Origin of the sequence: Oceanicaulis sp., assembly GCA_040112665.1 — a bacterium.
In the GTDB taxonomy this organism is placed as follows: Bacteria; Pseudomonadota; Alphaproteobacteria; order Caulobacterales; family Maricaulaceae; genus Oceanicaulis.
The window spans coordinates 346,308-364,796 of sequence record CP157796.1 but is presented as its reverse complement, the minus strand read 5'-3'; the positions used below and the strand labels follow the sequence as shown (position 1 = coordinate 364,796).

General features: G+C 68.0%; 16 protein-coding genes. 5 read left to right on the top strand and 11 right to left on the bottom strand.

Annotated features, from left to right (window positions below; translation table 11 throughout):
- Positions 1-58: 58 nt before the first annotated feature.
- A complete protein-coding gene (locus ABL308_01820) occupies positions 59-835 on the bottom strand; it encodes an EAL domain-containing protein (GenBank protein XBQ16623.1) in 777 nt (258 codons plus the stop codon).
- Between the two features lie 184 nt (positions 836-1,019).
- Between ABL308_01820 and ABL308_01815 the strand changes: the two genes are divergently transcribed.
- A complete protein-coding gene (locus ABL308_01815) occupies positions 1,020-2,564 on the top strand; it encodes a GNAT family N-acetyltransferase (GenBank protein XBQ16622.1) in 1,545 nt (514 codons plus the stop codon).
- Here ABL308_01815 and ABL308_01810 read toward each other — a convergent pair.
- Positions 2,561-2,743: a hypothetical protein gene (locus ABL308_01810; GenBank protein ID XBQ16621.1), complete on the bottom strand. Its 183-nt coding sequence runs from the start codon at positions 2,741-2,743 to the stop codon at positions 2,561-2,563. The two genes, ABL308_01815 and ABL308_01810, sit on opposite strands and share 4 nt — an antisense overlap.
- A gap of 157 nt (positions 2,744-2,900) precedes the next feature.
- On the opposite strand from ABL308_01810, the gene ABL308_01805 reads away from it, so the two are divergent.
- Both ABL308_01805 and ABL308_01800 read left to right on the top strand, forming a co-directional pair.
- Complete coding sequence (locus tag ABL308_01805) at positions 2,901-3,470, top strand: type 1 glutamine amidotransferase domain-containing protein (protein ID XBQ16620.1); 570 nt, start codon at positions 2,901-2,903, stop codon at positions 3,468-3,470.
- A gap of 130 nt (positions 3,471-3,600) precedes the next feature.
- Entirely contained in the window at positions 3,601-4,581 is a 981-nt protein-coding gene (locus ABL308_01800; protein ID XBQ16619.1) for an acetyl-CoA carboxylase carboxyltransferase subunit alpha, read from the top strand.
- On the opposite strand, the gene ABL308_01795 is transcribed toward ABL308_01800, so the two are convergent.
- From ABL308_01795 to ABL308_01785, 3 genes are all read right to left on the bottom strand, one after another.
- Positions 4,578-5,666, bottom strand: coding sequence for a DUF2235 domain-containing protein (locus ABL308_01795; protein ID XBQ16618.1), 1,089 nt, complete (start codon positions 5,664-5,666; stop codon positions 4,578-4,580). The two genes, ABL308_01800 and ABL308_01795, sit on opposite strands and share 4 nt — an antisense overlap.
- A 96-nt stretch (positions 5,667-5,762) precedes the next feature.
- Positions 5,763-6,239 (bottom strand): GNAT family N-acetyltransferase, encoded by a 477-nt coding sequence (locus ABL308_01790; GenBank protein XBQ16617.1) that lies wholly within the window; start codon positions 6,237-6,239, stop codon positions 5,763-5,765.
- Between the two features lie 108 nt (positions 6,240-6,347).
- Positions 6,348-8,168, bottom strand: a complete 1,821-nt coding sequence (locus tag ABL308_01785) for a M28 family metallopeptidase (protein ID XBQ16616.1) — start codon at positions 8,166-8,168, stop codon at positions 6,348-6,350.
- Positions 8,169-8,349: 181 nt separating this feature from the next.
- Between ABL308_01785 and ABL308_01780 the strand changes: the two genes are divergently transcribed.
- On the top strand, positions 8,350-9,285 hold the full coding sequence (locus tag ABL308_01780) for a bile acid:sodium symporter family protein (protein XBQ16615.1): 936 nt from the start codon (positions 8,350-8,352) through the stop codon (positions 9,283-9,285).
- Between the two features lie 196 nt (positions 9,286-9,481).
- The gene (locus ABL308_01775) at positions 9,482-11,263 is read left to right on the top strand and encodes an amidohydrolase family protein (protein ID XBQ16614.1); all 1,782 of its coding nucleotides are present in this window, start codon (positions 9,482-9,484) and stop codon (positions 11,261-11,263) included.
- 150 nt (positions 11,264-11,413) lie between these two features.
- Here ABL308_01775 and ABL308_01770 read toward each other — a convergent pair whose 3' ends face one another.
- The 6 genes from ABL308_01770 to ABL308_01745 form a co-directional block, all read right to left on the bottom strand.
- Positions 11,414-12,595, bottom strand: a complete 1,182-nt coding sequence (locus ABL308_01770; GenBank protein ID XBQ16613.1) for an LL-diaminopimelate aminotransferase — start codon at positions 12,593-12,595, stop codon at positions 11,414-11,416.
- Between the two features lie 68 nt (positions 12,596-12,663).
- Positions 12,664-12,993 carry a hypothetical protein gene (locus ABL308_01765; protein XBQ16612.1) on the bottom strand — a complete coding sequence of 110 codons (330 nt, stop codon included), beginning with the start codon at positions 12,991-12,993 and terminating at the stop codon, positions 12,664-12,666.
- Between the two features lie 30 nt (positions 12,994-13,023).
- Positions 13,024-13,842, bottom strand: coding sequence for an AAA family ATPase (locus ABL308_01760; GenBank protein XBQ16611.1), 819 nt, complete (start codon positions 13,840-13,842; stop codon positions 13,024-13,026).
- Positions 13,839-14,822, bottom strand: coding sequence for a flagellar biosynthesis-like protein (FlhF) (locus ABL308_01755; GenBank protein ID XBQ16610.1), 984 nt, complete (start codon positions 14,820-14,822; stop codon positions 13,839-13,841). Before ABL308_01755 ends, ABL308_01760 begins: the two co-directional genes overlap by 4 nt.
- Before the next feature lie 10 nt (positions 14,823-14,832).
- Positions 14,833-16,950, bottom strand: coding sequence for a flagellar biosynthesis protein FlhA (flhA, locus tag ABL308_01750; protein XBQ16609.1), 2,118 nt, complete (start codon positions 16,948-16,950; stop codon positions 14,833-14,835).
- Between the two features lie 167 nt (positions 16,951-17,117).
- A complete protein-coding gene (locus tag ABL308_01745; protein XBQ16608.1) occupies positions 17,118-18,473 on the bottom strand; it encodes a sigma-54 dependent transcriptional regulator in 1,356 nt (451 codons plus the stop codon).
- Between the last annotated feature and the right edge of the window lie 16 nt (positions 18,474-18,489).

Genomic DNA, 18,489 nt, shown 5'->3' with positions numbered 1-18,489 from the left:
GGTGAGGCGGATTGCGACGTGAACCCGGAAATTCGAGCAAGGGTTCCCGCGCTGGCGACTACCCCCAGCAGATCTCGCCTCTCGCCGGTGCGGCGTCCAGCGCCGGACGGGCGAAGTAATAGCCCTGGAACAGATAGATGCCGAGCTCGCGCAGGGTGTCTGCCTCGGCGCGTTCCTCGATGCCCTCGGCGATGACGCCGATGCCGAACTTCGAGCACAGCTCGACGATATTGCCCACGATCGTGCTCTGCACCCGGCTTTTGTGAACGCCCGAGATCAGCTTGGCGTCGAGCTTTATGATGTCGGGCAGGACCGAGGCGAACAGGGTCAGACCCGAACTTCCCGCGCCGAAATCGTCGATCGCGGTGGTGAAGCCCATCTGCTTGTAGGACTCCACGATCTTGGTGAAGTGGTCGATGTCCTCGATCGCCTCGTGCTCGGTCATCTCGAACATGATGCGGTCCACGGGAAATCCGTTCGCTTCGGCCGCCGCGATCGTGGTCCTCAGGCAGGTCTCGGGGTCGTAGACCGCGTTGGGCATCGTGTTGAGCGATAGAAGCTCAGGCCGGTCGCCGAGCAGGCGCGCGGCGGCCTTCACCGCGCCGATCCGGCATTTGCGGTCGAAGGCGTGAATGTCGGAAGGTGCGATCTGCGACAGGATCGCGCCCGCGCCCCTGCCGTCCGCGCCGCGCAGCAGCGCTTCCTGGGCGAAGATCGAGTTGTCGCGGACATCCACGATCGGCTGAAAGGCGAAGGCGAGGTCGATATCGATCCCGCGCGCGCAGGCGCAGGCCGCAGTGTCCAGCGTATCGGCCGGCAGGGGGCAGGCGGTCATCACGGCGCTCCAAATCGATTGGTCGCCGAAGACTGTGACGCATAACGGCCTAACGTGCGGTAAAGTATAAGAAAATACATGCACTCATTGAGGGCGGCGCCGCGCGCCGACCGCCCCCGGCCCTCGACGCGGCCCCCTGCGGCGCGCGATAAACCCTGCACCGCTTCGCCGCGTTAGGGAGCCCATGACCGAACAACGCCGCACCGCCAAGCTTCTCGTCCGCAACGCCGAACTGAGGGACGTCCAGGCCATTCTGGACCTTCAGAACCGCGCCTATCCGGACATGACGCCCGATCTGCCCGCGATGATCCGGGGGCAGATCAGCGCCTTCCCAGAAGGCCAGATCGTGGTCGAATACGAGGGCGAGGTCGTGGGCTGGTGCGCAAGCTGCATCATCGACGAGGCCAGCGCCTTCGCCCCGCACGACTGGGCGGGCATCACAGGCGGCGGCTTCGCTGCGCGCCATGATCCGGACGGCGACTGGCTGTACGGCATGGAGGTCGCGGTCGATCCCGGCCGCAGGCGGCTCAGGATCGGCCAGCGGCTCTACGATGCGCGCACCTCGCTGTGTGAGGAATACGATCTCAAGGGCGTGGTGTTCGGCGGCCGGCTGTCGGGCTTCAAGCGCAAGCGGCGCACCTACAAGACGCCCGAGGCCTATCTGGCCGCGGTCGAGGCGCGCGAGATCAAGGACCCGGTGCTGAACTTCCAGATGCGCATGGGGTTCGAGCCCGCAGGCGTGCTTCGGAAATACTATCCCGACGACATCGAGAGCGCAGGTCACGCCGCGCGCATGGTCTGGCGCAATCCCAGCTGGGAGGAGGGCGCGGCCGGCCCCTCGCGGCCCTGGTCGTCCACGGTGCGGGTGGCCGCGGTGCAGTTTCACATGCGCGCGGTGGAGAGCCTGGCCGAGTTCGAGAAGAACGTGGAGTATTTCGTCGACGTCTGCTCGGACTACCGCGCCGATTTCTGCGTCTTCCCCGAGATGTTCACCGTGGCGCTGCTGGCGCTGGAAAAGCGGCGGCTGAACCCCGAGGAGTCCATCGCCGCGCTGTCCAAGCACACCAAGCGGTTCGTCGAATTCATGAGCACGCTGGCGGTGCGCTACAACATCAACATCGTGGGCGGGTCGCACCCCACCAAGACAGACGATGGCGACATCCAGAACGTCGCCTATGTCTTCCTGCGCGACGGCTCGGTGCATGGCCAGGAAAAGATCCACCCCACGCCGAACGAGAAATACTGGTGGAACATCAAGGGCGGGGACACCGTCGCCGCCATCCCGACCGATTGCGGGCCGGTCGGCGTGCTGATCTGTTATGACTCAGAGTTCCCCGAGCTCGCCCGGCGTCTGGTCGACGAAGGCGCGAAGATCATCTTCGTGCCCTACGCCACCGACGACCGGCCCGGCCATCTCAGGGTCCGGTATTGCGCGCACGCCCGGGCCATCGAGAACCAGATCTATCTCGTCACCGCAGGCAATGTCGGCAATCTGCCTGGGGTTGAGAACATGGACGTGAACTACGCCCAGTCCGCGGTCATCACGCCCTGCGACTATCCCTTCGCCCGCGACGGCGTGGCCGCCGAGGCCAGCGAGAACGTCGAGACCATCGCGGTGGCCGATCTTCACATGGACAGCCTGAACGAGGCGCGGCGCTCGGGCACGGTGCGCAATCTGCGCGACCGGCGCTTCGATCTCTACCGCATCGTCTGGACCGACCGGGGTTAGTCTCCCGCCGTCTCGCCCGGCGTGATCAGCCCGAAGGCGATGGCTGCGCCCAGGCCCGGCCATGTGAAGGCCACCGCCTGGTCGATCGATCCCGAGAGCGCGATCAGCGCGCCCGCGGTCAGGCCGCTGGCGAGGCAAACCCCCGACGCGGCGAGCATGAGAAGGCGCATTTTCGTCATGGCGTCTCTTCCCGGTCCCGTCTCCACCCTGACCGCCACTCTAGCGCGCCAAGGCTAATATTCCGTTTGCGCTCCGGCCGTCCCGCGTCGAGGCCGGAACAGCGCGCGGTTCGCAGCGTTCGCCCTGTCCCCTGATGACACAAGGAAGGACATCGCCATGGGCAATCGCGCCGAAGGCCGCCGCGTCGCCATTCTCGCCTCCGACGGGTTCGAGGAGTCCGAGCTGTTCGAACCGAAGAAGGCGATCGAGAACGCCGGCGGCGAGGTTCACATCGTTTCCGACAAGTCCGGCGAGATCGAGGCGAACCGGCACCGGGAAAAAGGCGACAGGATCAAGGTCGACCGCACGCTCGATGAGGCGAACGCGGACGATTACGACACGCTGATGATCCCCGGCGGCCTGTTCTCGCCCGACGCGCTGCGCCGCAACGAACAGGCGCTGAAATTCGTCAACCGCTTCTTCGAGAACAAGCGCCCCGTCGCCTCGATCTGCCACGGCCCGCAGGTGCTGATCGACGCGGACGCGGTGAAGGGCCGCAAGATGACGGGCTTTCCCGCGATCTGGACGGACATGAAAAACGCCGGCGCCGAGGTGGTCGACGAAGAGGTCGTGGTCGATCAGGGTCTTGTGACCAGCCGCTCGCCGAAGGACCTCGACGCGTTCTGCGACAAGCTGATCGAAGAGACCTGCGAGGGCGAGCATCGCGCACAGGCGCGCTCGGCCTGAACCAGACCGGCGCCGACACCGGTCGTTGCGTCCATGAAAACTGGCCTATAGTTTGCGGGCCGTCCGGGTCCGGCGCGGTTTTCGCCGCGCCGGACCCGATGTTTCACTACGGGGCTTTTCAGGACGGATGATGTCGGACCCGACGCGCACCTATCTCGATTTCGAACGCCCCATCGCCGAGCTCGACGCCAAGATCGCCGAGCTCGAGACCGTGCTTGCGCGCAGCGGCGAGGATGCGCCCGACGCCAAGGACGAGATCGCGCGCCTGAAGCAGAAGTCCGCCGACCAGCTCAAGACGATGTATTCCAAGCTCGACGCCTGGCGGAAGACGATGGTCGCCCGCCATCCCGAGCGGCCGCACCTGAAGGATTACATCGAACACCTCGTCACCGATTTCGAGGAGCTCGCAGGCGACCGCCGCTTCGGCGAGGACCACGCGATCGTGGGCGGCACGGGCCGCCTGAAAGGCCGGCCGGTCGTGCTGATCGGCCATGAAAAGGGCCACGACACCCAGACGCGCCTGAAGCACAATTTCGGCATGGCCCGGCCTGAAGGCTATCGCAAGGCGATCCGCCTGATGGATCTTGCCGAGCGCTTCGACCTGCCCGTGGTGACCCTGGTGGACACGGCCGGCGCGTATCCGGGCCTGGGCGCGGAAGAGCGCGGCCAGGCCGAGGCGATCGCCCGGTCGACCGAGCGCTGCCTCACTCTGGGCACGCCGCTGGTCAGCGTCATCACCGGCGAGGGCGGCTCGGGCGGCGCGGTGGCGCTGGCGAGCGCGAACACCGTGATGATGCTCGAACACTCGATCTACTCGGTGATCAGCCCCGAGGGCTGCGCCTCGATCCTGTGGCGCGACGGCGCGCGGGCGAAGGACGCGGCGATGGCGATGAAGATCACCGCTCAGGACCTGATCGAGCTGAAGATCATCGACTCCATCATCCCGGAGCCGCTCGGCGGCGCGCACAGGGACCGGGCGAAGGCCATCGCCCGCGTCGGCGACGCGATCGAGGCGGCGCTGTCTTCGATGGACGGGCTCGACGCGGCCGAGCTGAAGAAGCGCCGCCGCGACCGCTTCCTGACGATCGGGCGCAGCCTGCTGGAGGGCTAGGCCGGTTCGGGATCGCCGCGGCCGGTCACGCTGAACCAGGCCGGGTCCATCTTCCTGACGAGCTCCGGACGCCAGCTCTCGACGCCGCGATGACGCGTGATCGCGCTGTCGTGCGGGACCATGCCGCGATAGCCGGTCTCCACCTTGCGCGTCTCGCGCCCCAGCTGCCAGAGGCCGTCGGGCTCGTCCATCGGCGCGAGCGGATCGGGGCGGAGATCGGCGCGCAGGGTCCGGGAGAAGACCATCCCGGCCTTTTCCGCGCCCTCGACCATCCACAGCAGCGCGGCGTCGGAGAAGGGCCGCTCGGCCTCGCCACCGCCGCCCACCCCGCCGTGCCAGCCGGGAAACCAGCGCTCCTCGACCTGATCGGGCGGGCAGTGCGCGCTGGACTGCATCACCGTGACGGGCAGCGCCTTTCGGGTTTCGTCGAGCGCGCAGGCGTGCCGGGCGGAGACGATGTCGCGATTGAGGAAGGTGTCGTGAAAGCCGTGGCCGCGATTGAACAGCCGGTCGATGGGCAGCCAGCTGACCACGTCGGGCACCCCGTTCATGCCCACCGTGTCGAAGCACCCCAGATACCGGATCGGCGCACGCGGCCCGTTCGCGTCGCGGAAGGCGATCGCCTCGGGGTCGCCCGGCCCGATATCGGGATCGCGATAGAGGCTGTAGGCCTCGCCGAGCATTCCGATGCGCTCGCGCTTCACCAGACCCGAGGCGTAGATCAGCCCGCACAGCGAGCGCGCGGTGTACGCGCCGCGTGAAAACCCGAACACGAAAATCTCGTCGCCGGGCTCGTAGTTGAACGCCAGGAAGCGGTAGGCGTCGAAGATCTTCTCCTCAAGCCCGTCGCCGATGGCGCCGCCGAGATTTTTCTCCAGCCAGTCGCCCAGCTCGTTGAACAGATTGTCGTCGTCGGCCTCGAAGGTCGCGCCGACCCCGCTGTCGTAATAGACGACCTGACGCACCGGCGCGTCGCCGGCCTCGTCGACATGGGCGGCGTGCATGGCGATCTTCGCGATGTTGGTGAGGTTCTGTTGCCTGGCCGATTGCCAGGTCCCGTCGCAGCATACGATGAGGCGTTTCATCGCGCGTCTCCATTGACGTTGAGGTTGCAAGAGTGAGGCGAAAATCGCCTCTGCGCAAGCCTCAGCATCGGCCGCCCGGACCGGGGCGGGGATAGATCAGCGAAGATCGTGCTCGTACCAGGGCAGGGTGCGGCCAGGGATCGTTTTGGAGGCCCGGTCCTCGACGAAACGCGCGCCCATGGCGGCGTAAAATCCCGTGGCATTGGGGTCGGACAGGATGTCGAGCCGGACGCAGGACGCCGCCCGCGCCTGATCGATCGCCCATGCGTAGAGCGTGCGCCCCAGCCCCGTGCCGATCGCTTCGGGACCGATGAAGAGAAGCTGCAGCTCCATCGCCCGGCCGCGCGCGGTCTCATAAGGCTCGGAAATCTGGCAGATCCCGATCGGCCTGTCGCCGATCCAGCCCGCCAGCGTGCGCCCGGCTTTCATCGCCTCGCGGTCGAGCCGCAGCACGCGCGCCATCACGTTCATGATCTCCGCGTCATAGCCCCAGAAGGCTTTCGACCGGAGGATCAGGGCGTCGACGGCGTCCGCGTGCTCGGGACGGACGGGGGCGAGGGCGGGGGAGGTCACGGCGGGGCGGTTCAGTCTCGTCTGTGCGCGCGTCCCGGCGTCGCCCGGCCCGTCGTCACGGATCAGGCGGCGCCGGCGCTCGCGGCGGTTCGAGCGGCGGCTCTCCGCCTACTCGCTGTCGTTCATCATCGCGTCGCGGACCGAGCGGAACTCGTTGTCCTCGTACCAGTTCGGCCAGGCCTCGCTGTCGGTGACTTCGCGGGCGACGTCGTACATCAGGCGCGTCGACTGCACGAAGCCGCGCATGTCCCAGGCCCCGTCGAATTCGTCAGACGGCTTGTGATAGCGGTCCGCGCGATAGCCCGCGGCGACCTGGGCGCCGTACTCCGCGCCGCGCTCGGCGTGGATGGAGCCTGAGTCCGCATAAAGCATCGGCACGCCGCGCCGGGCGAGCGTGACATGGTCGGAGCGGTAGAAATACCCCGCCTCGGGCTCGGGATCGGGCGTGACGTCCATGCCGATCGCGTTCGCTTCGGCCTCGAGGATGTCTTCGAGCTCGGACGAGCCGCGGCCGATCACCACGATGTCGGCGGTCGGCCCGATCGGCAGCATGCCGTCGAAATTGAACCCGGCCACGGTCTGGTTCAGCGGAACCAGCGGCTCCTGGGCGTAGAATTCGCTGCCCAGAAGGCCCTGCTCCTCGGCGGTCACCGCCACGAAGATCACAGAGCGTTCAGGCCGCGTGTCCGCGCTGGCGAAGCGCTCGGCGATCTCGATGATCGCGGTCGTGCCCGTCGCGTTGTCCACCGCGCCGTTATAGATCTGGTCCTCGCCGGCGAAGTTCAGCCGCTCGCCGATATGGTCCCAATGGGCCATGAAGAGGACGTACTCGTCGGGCCGCTCGGACCCTTCGATCATGCCCGCCACGTTGCGCGAGCTCAGCTCGCGCAATTCGTTGGAGAGCGAAGCCGACAGCGTGGCGCCGTTCATCTCCACCGCGCGGAAGCCCGGCGCTGCGGCCTGCTCGGCCAGCTCGTCGAAGCTCAGCCCCGCCGCCTCGAACAGGTCGTAGGCGACCGTTTCCTGGATCCAGGACTGCACGTCGACGTAATCCTGGTCCGCGCCCGAGGCGAGGATGAACTGAGGCCCCGACCAGCTCGCCCGGACCGTGCCCCAGGGATAGCTCGCCGGCGCGGTCTGGTGCACGATGATCGCGCCTTCCGCGCCCTGGCGGGCAGCTTCCTCGAACTTGTAGGTCCAGCGGCCGTAATAGGTCATCGCCCGGCCGTTGAACCGGCCCGCGTCGGGATCGGCGAAGCCGGGATCGTTGATCAGCATGACCACCGTCTTGCCCTCGACGTCGACGCCCTCATAGTCGTTCCAGCCGTATTCGGGCGCGACGATCCCGTAGCCCACGAAGACCAGCTCGCTGTCTTCAAGGCTGACGGACTGTTCGGGGTTCTGGCTCCAGTAGGTGACGTCTTCGCCGACGCGCAGCCCCATCGGCTCGCCGTTCACGGTGATCTCGAAGGCGGACTGGTCTTCCTGAAGCGTCGTCTCGATCAGCGGGACAGGCTGGAACCATGTGCCGTCGAGACCCGCCGGTTCGAGCCCGGCGCGCTCCATCTCGGTGGCGATCCAGTCTGCGGCCGGCTCGCCCTTCTCGCTCGCCGGACCGCGCCCGCCGAAGCGCTCGTCGGCCAGGGTGGCGATGCGATAGGCGAAGTCCTCCTCGGTGATCTCCGGATCGGTCTCGGCGTGATGGGGCCATTCGTCGGCCGGGACCGTGTAGGCGATCTCGATCCCGTCCGCGCTGCGGCTGACGCCGGACATGCCGGCCTCGCCGCGATCAGGCGCGTCGGCGGTCCCTGAGCCGGTTTCGGACACCGCGTCCTCGGGCCCTTCGGCCTCGGGCGCAGGCGGATCGCAGGCGGCGATAAGGGCGCCGGTCAGGACGGCGGCGGACGAAAAAGCGAGAAAACGTAACATTATAACTCCTCCCCGAGGGATCACGCCCGAGAGCACCAGAGAACGCCGCGCTGCGCAAGGCCGGGGCGGCTGGCCTTCCGCCCTCGACAGCGCGGCGCCTCCTCGGTCATGCTGGGCGGTGAACGCTGTTCGAAAACTGCGCGGCCGATCATGAGCCCGCCGGCGGCGAAGGGAGGAGACCATGGACGCAGCCGCGCTCGATGCGGCGCGGATCGAGCTCGCGCCGGGCGGATCGGTGATCCTGCCGGCCGTGCTGGCCATGGTCATGTTCTCCGTGGCGCTGTCGCTGCGGGTGTCCGATTTCGCATTCCTGAAGGCCGAACCGGTGCGCTTTCTCGGGGCCGCCGCAGCCCAGATGGTGTTGCTGCCCGCCGCCACGCTCGCGCTCATTCAAGTGATCGATCCGGTCCCCTCGATCGCGCTGGGGATGATCGTGGTGGCGTGCTGCCCGGGCGGGAACGTGTCGAACTTCTTCGCTCATCTCGCGCGCGGGGACACCGCGCTGTCGGTCTCGCTGACCGCGACCTCCAGCCTGCTCGCCGCGCTCGCGACGCCGGTCTCCATCGTGCTGTGGACCAGTCTCTACGCGCCCGCCGACGCGCTTGTCGATCAGATAAACGTCAGCCCGCTTCCCTTCATCGCTCAGACCATGATCCTGCTCGCGGTCCCGCTGGTCGCAGGCATGGCGGTCGCCGCACGCTTTCCCAAGACCGCCGCGCGCATCCGGCCCGCCCTGATGGCCGCAGCGCTGCTGGGCATTCTCGGCATGGTGCTGGGCGGGCTGGGGGCGAACTGGGCGCTTCTGACCGCAACGGCCGGGACGGTCTTCACCATCGCGGTGATCCACAACGCGATGGCGTTCGGCGTCGGCGCGGTCTCGGGCCGGCTCATCGGCTTTTCCGCGCCGCGCCGCCGCGCGCTCACCTTCGAGGTGGGCATACAGAACGCAGGCCTGGGCCTCGTGATCCTTCTCAGCCAGTTCGACGGGCTGGGCGGGGCGGCGGCCATCGTCGGCATGTGGTCGATCTGGCACCTCGTCGCCGGGCTGGGCCTGGCCGGCGCGTTCCGGTTTTACGACGCCCGCCTGTCCGGCGCGAAGCCGGAGCTGGCGGAATGATCGGCGGGGTCTTTCGCCTTCCCTCCCCCTTGCGGGGAGGGTGGACCGGACCGCAGGTCCGGGCCGGGTGGGGGTTTGCGCCGACACCGGCGGACCGAGGCGCGTGCGTCCCCACCCCACCCGTCCGCTTCGCGGACACCCTCCCCGTCAAGGGGAGGGAAGACAGACTTCCGAGCGTGCGAAAGGAAGGTTGCTCATGACCTACGACCTCAAGATCACCGGCGGGACCATCGTCGACGGTTCGGGCGGCGCGCCGTTCACCGGCGATGTCGCGATCACCGACGGCGTCATCGTCGCGGTGGGCGATGCGCCCGGCGAGGCGGCCCGCACGATCGACGCGTCCGGCCTTCTGGTCACGCCGGGCTTTCTGGACGCGCACACCCATTATGACGGTCAGGCGAGCTGGGACGATCGGCTGGAGCCTTCGATCCGGCACGGGGTGACCACCGCGGTGATGGGCAATTGCGGGGTCGGGTTCGCGCCGGTGCGCAAGTCCGACCATGAGCGGCTGATCAAGCTGATGGAAGGGGTGGAGGACATTCCCGGCACCGCGCTGGCCGAGGGGCTCAGCTGGGACTGGGAGAGCTTTCCCGACTATCTCGACGCACTCGATCGCACGCCGCGCACCATGGACGTCGCCGCCATGGTCGGTCACGACCCGCTCAGGGTCTACGTGATGGACGAGCGCGCGAGCTTCGATGCACAGGCCACCGACGAGGAGATCGCGAAGATGCGCGATCTGGTCTCCGAAGCCCTCGACGCGGGCGCGATCGGCTTCTCCACCGGGCGCAGCGATCTTCACCGCACCGCGGACGGCGAATGGACGCCCGCCAGCGAAGCCACCGCGAAAGAGCTCGCCGGCATCGCCGAAGCCTTCAAGGGACGGTCTCACGGCGTGATCCAGGCGGTCTCAGATTTCGATCTGGAACGCGACGCGGAGAAATTCCCCAAGGAGTGGGAGGTCATCGAGACCTATGTGAAGGCGGCCGGCGGCCGGCCCTTCTCGATCTCGGTGATGCAGCGCGATTTCGCGCCCGACCAGTGGAAGAAGATCCTCAAGGGCCTCGAAAAACTCGACGCCGAGGGCTTCACCGTGCGCGCCCAGGTCGCGCCGCGCGCCATCGGCGTGTTCCTGGGCCTTCAATGCACCTTCCACCCCTTCATGGGCTATCCCGCCTACAAGGAGATCGCCCATCTGCCGCTCGACGAGCGGGTGAAGGTGATGAGCGAGCCGGCCTTCAAGGCCAAGGCGCTGGGCCAGAAATCAGACAGGCTCGCAGGCCCCGGCAGCTCGATCCCGCCGATCGCGGATCTGCTGGTCGAGAACATGGATTTCGTCGCCGAAAAGCTCTTCACCCTGTCGGAGAACCCCGAGTACGAGCAGCCGCCCGAGGCCTCCATCGCGGCCAAGGCGCGGGCGCGCGGCGTGTCGGTCTGGGAGCAGCTCTACGACACGGTGATCGCGCGGGACGGCCGCGAGCTCATCTACCTGCCGATCTATAACTACACCGAGCTCAGCTACGAGAACGTCAAGGCGATGATGGACCATCCGCTCGCCATGATGGGGCTGTCCGACGGCGGCGCGCATGTCGGCACGGTCTGCGATGCGAGCTTTCCGACTTACCTGCTGAGCTACTGGACCCGCGACCGGACCCGCGGCGAAAAGATCGCGCTCGAACGCGCCGTGCAGATGCTGACCGCAGACATCGCCGATTATCTCGGCCTGCCCGATCGCGGCCGGATCAGGCCGGGCCTCAAGGCCGATCTCAACGTCATCGACTATCGGAAGCTGCGCCTTCACGCCCCGCGCCTGGTCCAGGACCTCCCCGCCGGCGGCCAACGCCTCCTGCAGGACGCCGAAGGCTATCGCGCGACGATTGTTTCGGGCGAGGTCGTGGTGGAGAACGATCAGGTGACAGACGCGAGGCCCGGGCGGCTGGTGCGGTCTGGGAAAGCCGTGGCGATGGCGGCGGAGTAGCCTTGTCCTCCCCTGCTTGCGGGGGGAGGTGTCCGCGACGCGGACGGAGGGGGCGGCGCAGACCTGACGTTGGCGCAGCCCCCTTCGCCCCGGAACAAGTCCGGGGCGCTCCCCCCGTGAACGGGGGGAGACAACGCGCTTAAGCCCCCCTCAGAAAAACCCCTTCATCTGCCGCGCCGCCTGTCTGATCCGCTGTTCGTTCTCGACCATGGCGAGCCTCACATGCCCGTCGCCGCGTTCGCCGAAGCCCAGGCCGGGCGCCACCGCGACGCCGGTTTTTTCAAGCAGCAGCTTTGAGAACTCCACCGAGCCGAGCTCGCGATAGCCTTCGGGGATCGGGGTCCAGGCGAACATGGTCGCAGGCGGGGAGGGGACCTCGAAGCCGATCCGGCCGAAGCATTCGATCATCACGTCGCGGCGCGCCTTGTAGGTCTTGCGCGCATATTCGACATGGTCCTGCGGGCCGTCCAGGGCGGCGACCGCGGCGATCTGGACCGGGGTGAAGGCGCCGTAATCGAGATAGGACTTCACGCGCTTGAGCGCGTCGACCAGACGGCTCGATCCGGCCGCGAACCCGATCCGCCAGCCGGGCATGGAATAGGTCTTCGACATGGAGGTGAACTCCACCGCCACGTCCTTCGCGCCCTCGACCTCGAGGATGGAGGGCGGCGGGTTTCCGTCGAAATAGATTTCCGAATAGGCGAGGTCGGAGATCAGCACGAGGTCGTGGGCTTTGGCGAGCTTGACCGCCTCGCGGTAGAAATCGAGCCCGACGACCTGGGCGGTCGGGTTGGATGGGAAGTTCAGCACCAGCGCGCCGGGGCTGGGGATGGACCGCCGGCAGGCGTAGGCCGCCTCGCGCAGGAAGTCCTCGGGATCCTTGAAGCCCACGGGACGCACCACCGCGCCGGCGATCAGAAAGCCGAACATGTGGATCGGGTAGCTGGGGTCGGGCGCCAGGATCACGTCTCCGGGCGCGGTGATCGCCTGAGCCAGATTCGCCAGCCCCTCCTTGGAGCCCAGCGTGACGCAGACCTCCCGGTCCGCATCCAGTTCGACATTGAAGCGCCTTGCGTAATACCGGGTCAGCGCCTTTCTCAGCGCGGCCACGCCCTGGCTCGCGGAATAGCGGTGCGCGCGCGGATCTGCGGCGACCTCGGCGAGCTTGTCGATGATGTGTTTGGCCGGGGGCAGGTCGGGATTGCCCATGCCGAAATCGATGACGTCCCGGCCCTGCTTGCGATAGGCGAGCTTGAGCCGGTTCACTTCGGCGAAGACGTAAGGGGGCAGGCGGCGTTCGCGGTAGAAGAAATTCTCGGGATTGGCGGTCATCGGACGTCCGGGCTCGGGCTGCGTCTGAATAATTCAAACGCATAACGCGGCGGTGTCGAGGCGCCGCTTCAGCCCGGTGAGTAGCGCTTTTTCAGCCCGAAGAGAAACGCGATCGCGCCGAAATAGATGAAGGGCCGCAGCGTGGCGGCCAGGCCGTGCATGTCCATGCGCGCCAGCGCCAGTTCGAGCGCGAAGTTCGCCGGCATGTCGCCTGCGCTGATGAAGTTCATCGCAAAGCGCAGGGCCACGTCCACGCCGTAGGCGATCAGCGCCGCGCCCATGAGCTGGTTCCACCGGCGCATGGATAGCGCCGCGACCAGGCTCGCCGCGGTGGTGAACAGCACGTCGAAGGCGGTGAACCCGTCTGCGACCAGGGTGAAGGCGTTGGTGTCCGTCATGAAGGCCCCCCGACCCGTAAGCGGACGAGCCTACGCCGGTTCGACGCCCTCATCCAGAGCCCGCGCGAGCCGGGCGATATCCTTCGCCGCTTCGCAGTCGGGATACCGGTCCGCTAGCGCCGCCTGCGCCCGGATGGCCAGGCCCACATGCGGATCGCGGCGCACGAACCCGGCGAGCGGCGGGGTGAAGCCCAGAAAGCTCGAACAGGTCCGCGCGAAGATCGCATAGGCGCGCTTGGCGCTGTCCTTGTCCGGCGCATTGTTGACCACCACGAAGGGCGAGGCGCCTTCGTCGCGCATCCGAAGCGTCTTCACGAAGGCGTAGGCGTCGGTCAGCGCGGTGGGTTCGTCGTTGATGACGATCACCACGTCGTCGGCGGCCGCGGCCAGCCGGACGGTCGAGCGCTCCGCGCCGGCGGCGAGGTCGACGATCATGCGGTCGTAATCAAGGCTGGCCGCAGCCATGCCGGCGGCGAGCCGGCCCACCGCCGAGACGTCGAGATCGGCCAGCGCCGCAGAGCCCGAGGGCCCGGCGATCACGTCGAACCCGCCGCGCTTGCCCGCCCCGCCGCAGGCCGCGCTGACCGCTTCTTCAAGCGTGATGCGGCCCGCGACCACGCCGCCGATATCGCCGCGCGTGTCGAGCCCCAGCTGAACGTCGACATTGGCCATGCCCAGATCGGCGTCCACCAGAAGCGTGCGCGCCTTCCTCCGGGAGAAGGCCTGGGCCAGGGCTGCGGCGACGGCGGTCTTGCCCACCCCGCCCTTGCCCGAGGCGACGGCGATCACCGGTCCGGCGCGGCGCGGGGCGTAGCGAGCCGCTTCGGCTTCCTGTGCGAGCGCGCTCACGCCTCGTCCTCCCAGCCGGTGTCTTCAAGAAGCGCCCGGGCGAGCCGCAGCGCGGTCGCCGGCGCCAGGCCTGCGCCGATATAGGGCGAGGCGGAGACGTGGGCGTAAGCCAGGCCCGCTTCCCCGAACCCGATCAGCGCGCCCAGACGGCGCGCGGCGTCGATCTTGGTGGCGATCACCCGGCCCGCGCCGATCGCGGCGAACAGGGCGGCGGCGTCTTCCGCGTCGCCGGGCGCGATGCCGGCTTCCATCACCGCGATGATCTCCGCGTCTGCGGCCTCGGCGAGGTCGGACAGGTCGTCGAGATCGTCGAGCTCGAACGGATTGACGCCGGGGCTGTCGATCAGCACCGGCCCGTCGGGCAGGCGATTGAGCACGGCTTCAAGCTCGCGCGGCCCGTCCACCGCCTCGAACGGGCAGCCCAGTGCGGTCGCATAGGCGAACATCTGTTCCTTCGCGCCTGCGCGCGCATCTGCGGAGATGATCACCGGCGCGCCGCCCGAAGCCACCGCACGCGCGGCGAGCTTGGCCAGCGCGGAGGATTTGCCTGCGCCCGGAGGCCCTGCGATCAGCAGCGGCCGGTCATGGTCGATCTCCGCGGGGTGCACGCCGTAGCGATGGTCGAGCGCGCGGGCGAGCGTGGCGGTCGCCTCGCCGTCCTCGAGCTTCATCGCCGCGCCCATCAGGGCTTCGGCGGCGGTCTCGCTCACCTGATGCCATTGCAGGGCGCGGGCGATGCGGTTGAGCCCTTCGGCGGCGTCGCCGCGCTGTTTCAGACGGTCCGCGTCGCGGCGGGCCAGCGCCACGTCGGCGGTTTCCCCCGCGCTGCGCACTGCGCCGCGCTCGGCGGCCGCGCGCACTTCCACTCCGCCGCCGGGCGCGTCGGCGGTAGTGACGATGACCGCGTCGGGGCCGAGCTCGCGGCGCACCCGGCTCATCACCTCGCTGAGCGATTGACCGGTGAAGGTCCTGAGCCGCATGCCTCGCCCCCTAGACCTGGCCCACGGTCTTCAGCCGCGCGCCGGGATGGATCTCGTTCTGGCTCATCACCACCGTTTGCGGCCGGAACCGCTCGGCGAGTGAGCGCACATAGGGCCGGACCTGCGGACTGGTCAGCAGGACCGGCACGTCGCCCGCCGCCCCGGCCCGCTCGAACGCGTCGCGCACGCGCGCCACGAAGTCGCGAAGCTTGGACGGGGCCAGGGCAAGCTGGCGGCGTTCGCCCTCTCCGACAAGGGCTTCGGCGAAGGCGTGCTCCCATTCAGGGGTCAGCGACAGCACCGGCAGCAGACCGTCGGGTCCGCGATTGGCGAAGCAGATCTGCCGGGCCAGCCGGGTGCGGACATGCTCGGTGATCGCGTCGAGATTCTGCGTCGCGCCGGAGGCTTCGGCGATACCCTCCACGATCGCGGCGAGATCGCGGATCGAGACGCGCTCCTTCAGAAGGTTCTGCAGCACTCGCTGCACGCCCGCCCGCGTGATCTGGCCCGGCGTCACCTCGTCGAGCAGCTTCTTGTGCTCCTTGCTGAGCGCGTCGAGCAGCTTCTCGGTCTCCGCGTAGGACAGAAGCTCGGCCATGTTCTCGCGCAGGATCTCGGTCAGGTGGGTGACCAGCACCGCGGCCGGATCGACCAGCGTGTAGCCGCGGAAGGTCGCCTCCTCGCGCAGGTTTTCCTCGATCCAGGTCGCCGGCAGGCCGAAGGCGGGCTCCTTGACGTGCTGGCCGGGCAGTTCGACCTGCGCGCCTGTGGGGTCCATCGCCAGAAGGTGGCGCATTTTCAGAACGCCGTGGCCGGCCTCCATCTCCTTGACCTTGATGGCGTAGTCCTCGCCGGACATCTGCATGTTGTCGACGATGCGCACGCTGGGCAGGACGAAGCCGGTCTCTTGGGCGAGATTGCGCCTGAGCGCCTTGATCTGGTCGGTCAGGCGGCGGCCTTCGACATCGTTGATCAGCGGCAGCAGCGCATAGCCCAGCTCGATCTTCAGATCGTCGATATGCAGCGTGTCCTGGATCGGCGGCTCGGCCTCGGCGGCCTTCGCCGCTTCGCTCTCCGACGCCTCGACGGCTTCGCGCGCGACCTGCTCGGCGTCCCGCGTCCTGCCGCGTGCGCTCAGAAACGCGATCGCGCCCGATCCCGCCGCCATGAGCGCGAACGGGATGAAGGGCATGCCGGGCAGCAAGCCCACCGCCACCGCCGTGCCCGACACCATCGCCATGGCCGCCGGATTGGCCGAGAGCTGGCCGAACACCGCCTTGTCCGCTTCGCCCTCGACACCGGCCTTCGAGACCAGAAGGCCCGCAGCCAGCGACACGATCAGGGCGGGGATCTGGCTGACGAGGCCGTCGCCGATCGTGAGCGTGGAATAGGTGTTCGCCGCATCCCCGAAGGCCATGCCGGATTGCGCCACGCCGATGATCATGCCGCCGATCAGGTTGATCGAGGTGATCAGGATCCCCGCCATCGCATCGCCGCGCACGAACTTGCTGGCGCCGTCCATGGCCCCGAAGAAGTTCGACTGGTCCTCGAGTTCCTTGCGGCGGGTCTTGGCTTCTTCCTCGGTGATCAGGCCCGCGGACAGGTCCGCGTCGATCGCCATCTGCTTGCCGGGCATGGCGTCCAGGGTGAAGCGGGCGGCGACCTCTGCGATGCGGCCCGAACCCTTGGTGATCACGACGAAGTTCACGATCACCAGGATGATGAACACGATGATCCCGATGACGAAATTGCCCTGCATCACGAAAGAGCCGAAGGCCGCGATGATGTCGCCGGCCGCTTCGGTGCCGCTCGATCCTTCGCTGAGGATCAGCCGCGTCGAGGCGACGTTCAGCCCCAGCCTGAGCATGGTCGCGATCAGCAGGATGGCCGGAAACGCGGTGAACTCCAGCGGGCTCTTGATGAAGAGCGCCGTCATCAGGATCAGCACCGAAAAACAGATCGAGACCGCCAGCGCGATGTCCAGAAGCGCCTTGGGCATCGGCAGCAGCAGCATCACCAGCAGCAAAAGCACGCCCACGCCCATGGCCACGTCGCCGCGCAGCAGGCGCTTGCCCCAGGCGGCGAAGTTCGGACCCGAAGCGGTCGAAGAGGCGGGCGTGTCGGCCATTCAGCAACCGTCCGATGGGCTGGGATGTCCTCCCCCGCTTGCGGGGGAGGTGTCCGCGAAGCGGACGGAGGGGGCGGCGTGGTCATTCAGGGGAGGCGCAGCCCCCCTCGGCCCTTCGGGCCACTCCCCCCGCAGGCGGGGGGAGACATCAGGCGCTCGATGCAATCTCACCCCGCCGCCCGGGTCTCGCCCGGGGCGGGGATGTCGACCCCGGCGTCGGAGTAGAGCTTGAGCTTGTTTCGAAGCGTGCGGATCGAGATGCCCAGGATGTTCGCCGCATGGGTGCGGTTTCCAAGGCAGTGATCGAGCGTGTCCAGGATCAGGTCCTGCTCGACCTCGGCCACGGTCTTGCCCACCAGATTGATCGCTTCGTCGGCGGCTTCGCGCGCCTTCTGGGCGACCGAGGGCGAAGCGCCCAGCGGGCGGCCGTCGGGCATGCGGATGGCGTCGGGCGTGATCTCTGCGCCCATGCCCAGAAGCACCGCGCGATGCATGGCGTTTTCGAGCTCGCGAACGTTGCCGGGCCAGTCGCGGCTGGAGACCTGGGCCTTCGCCGCTTCGGAGAGCGGGCGATACTCCACCCCGTTCGCCTTGGCGTATTTCTTCAAGAAGTGATCGGCCAGCGCCAGCGCGTCCTCGGGCCGTTCGCGCAGGGGCGGGACGGCGAGGTTCACCACGTTCAGGCGGAACAGCAGGTCTTCACGGAAGCTGCCGTCCCTCACCGCTTCGCGCAGATCGCGGTTGGAGGTGGCGAGCACGCGGATATTGACCTTCACCGGCTTGGTCCCGCCGACCCGGTCGATCTCGCGCTCCTGCAGCGCGCGCAGCAGCTTGGCCTGCAGGCGCACGTCCATTTCGCTGATCTCGTCGAGCAGCAGCGTGCCGCCGTCGGCTTCCTCGAACTTGCCCACGCGCCTGGCCACGGCGCCGGTGAACGCGCCCTTCTCGTGACCGAACAGCTCGGATTCCAGAAGGTTTTCCGGGATCGCGGCGCAGTTGACCGAGACGAAGGGCTTGTCGGCGCGCTTGGACTTATTGTGGACGAAGCGGGCCATAACCTCCTTGCCGACCCCGCTCTCGCCGGTGATCAGCACGCTGGCGTCGGACGCGGCGACCCGCTCGGCCAGCGCGACCACGTCGAGCATGGCCCGGTCGCGCGCGATCAGCGGACGGTCGTCGTCGGCCACCGCGGCGAGCACCGCGGCGATGAGGTCGGGATCGGGCGGCAGGTGGATGAATTCTTTCGCCCCCGCCTTGATCGCGCCTGCGGCCGCTTCGGGGCGCACGTTCACCCCGCACGCGACGACCGGGGCTGTGATCCGCTCGGCCTCGTTGGCGGCGATCAGGGCGGCGACGTCCAGGCCGACATCGACGAGCAGGATGTCCGCCCCGCGCCCGGCCCGGAGATGAGCGGTCGCCTGTTGGATCGTGTCGACATGGGCGACCTTCGCGCCGCGATCCATGGCGATCTTGGTGGCGGTGGAAAGCTGTCCGCCGAGGCTTCCGACGATCAGAACGCGCATGGTTCAGTTCCTTTCT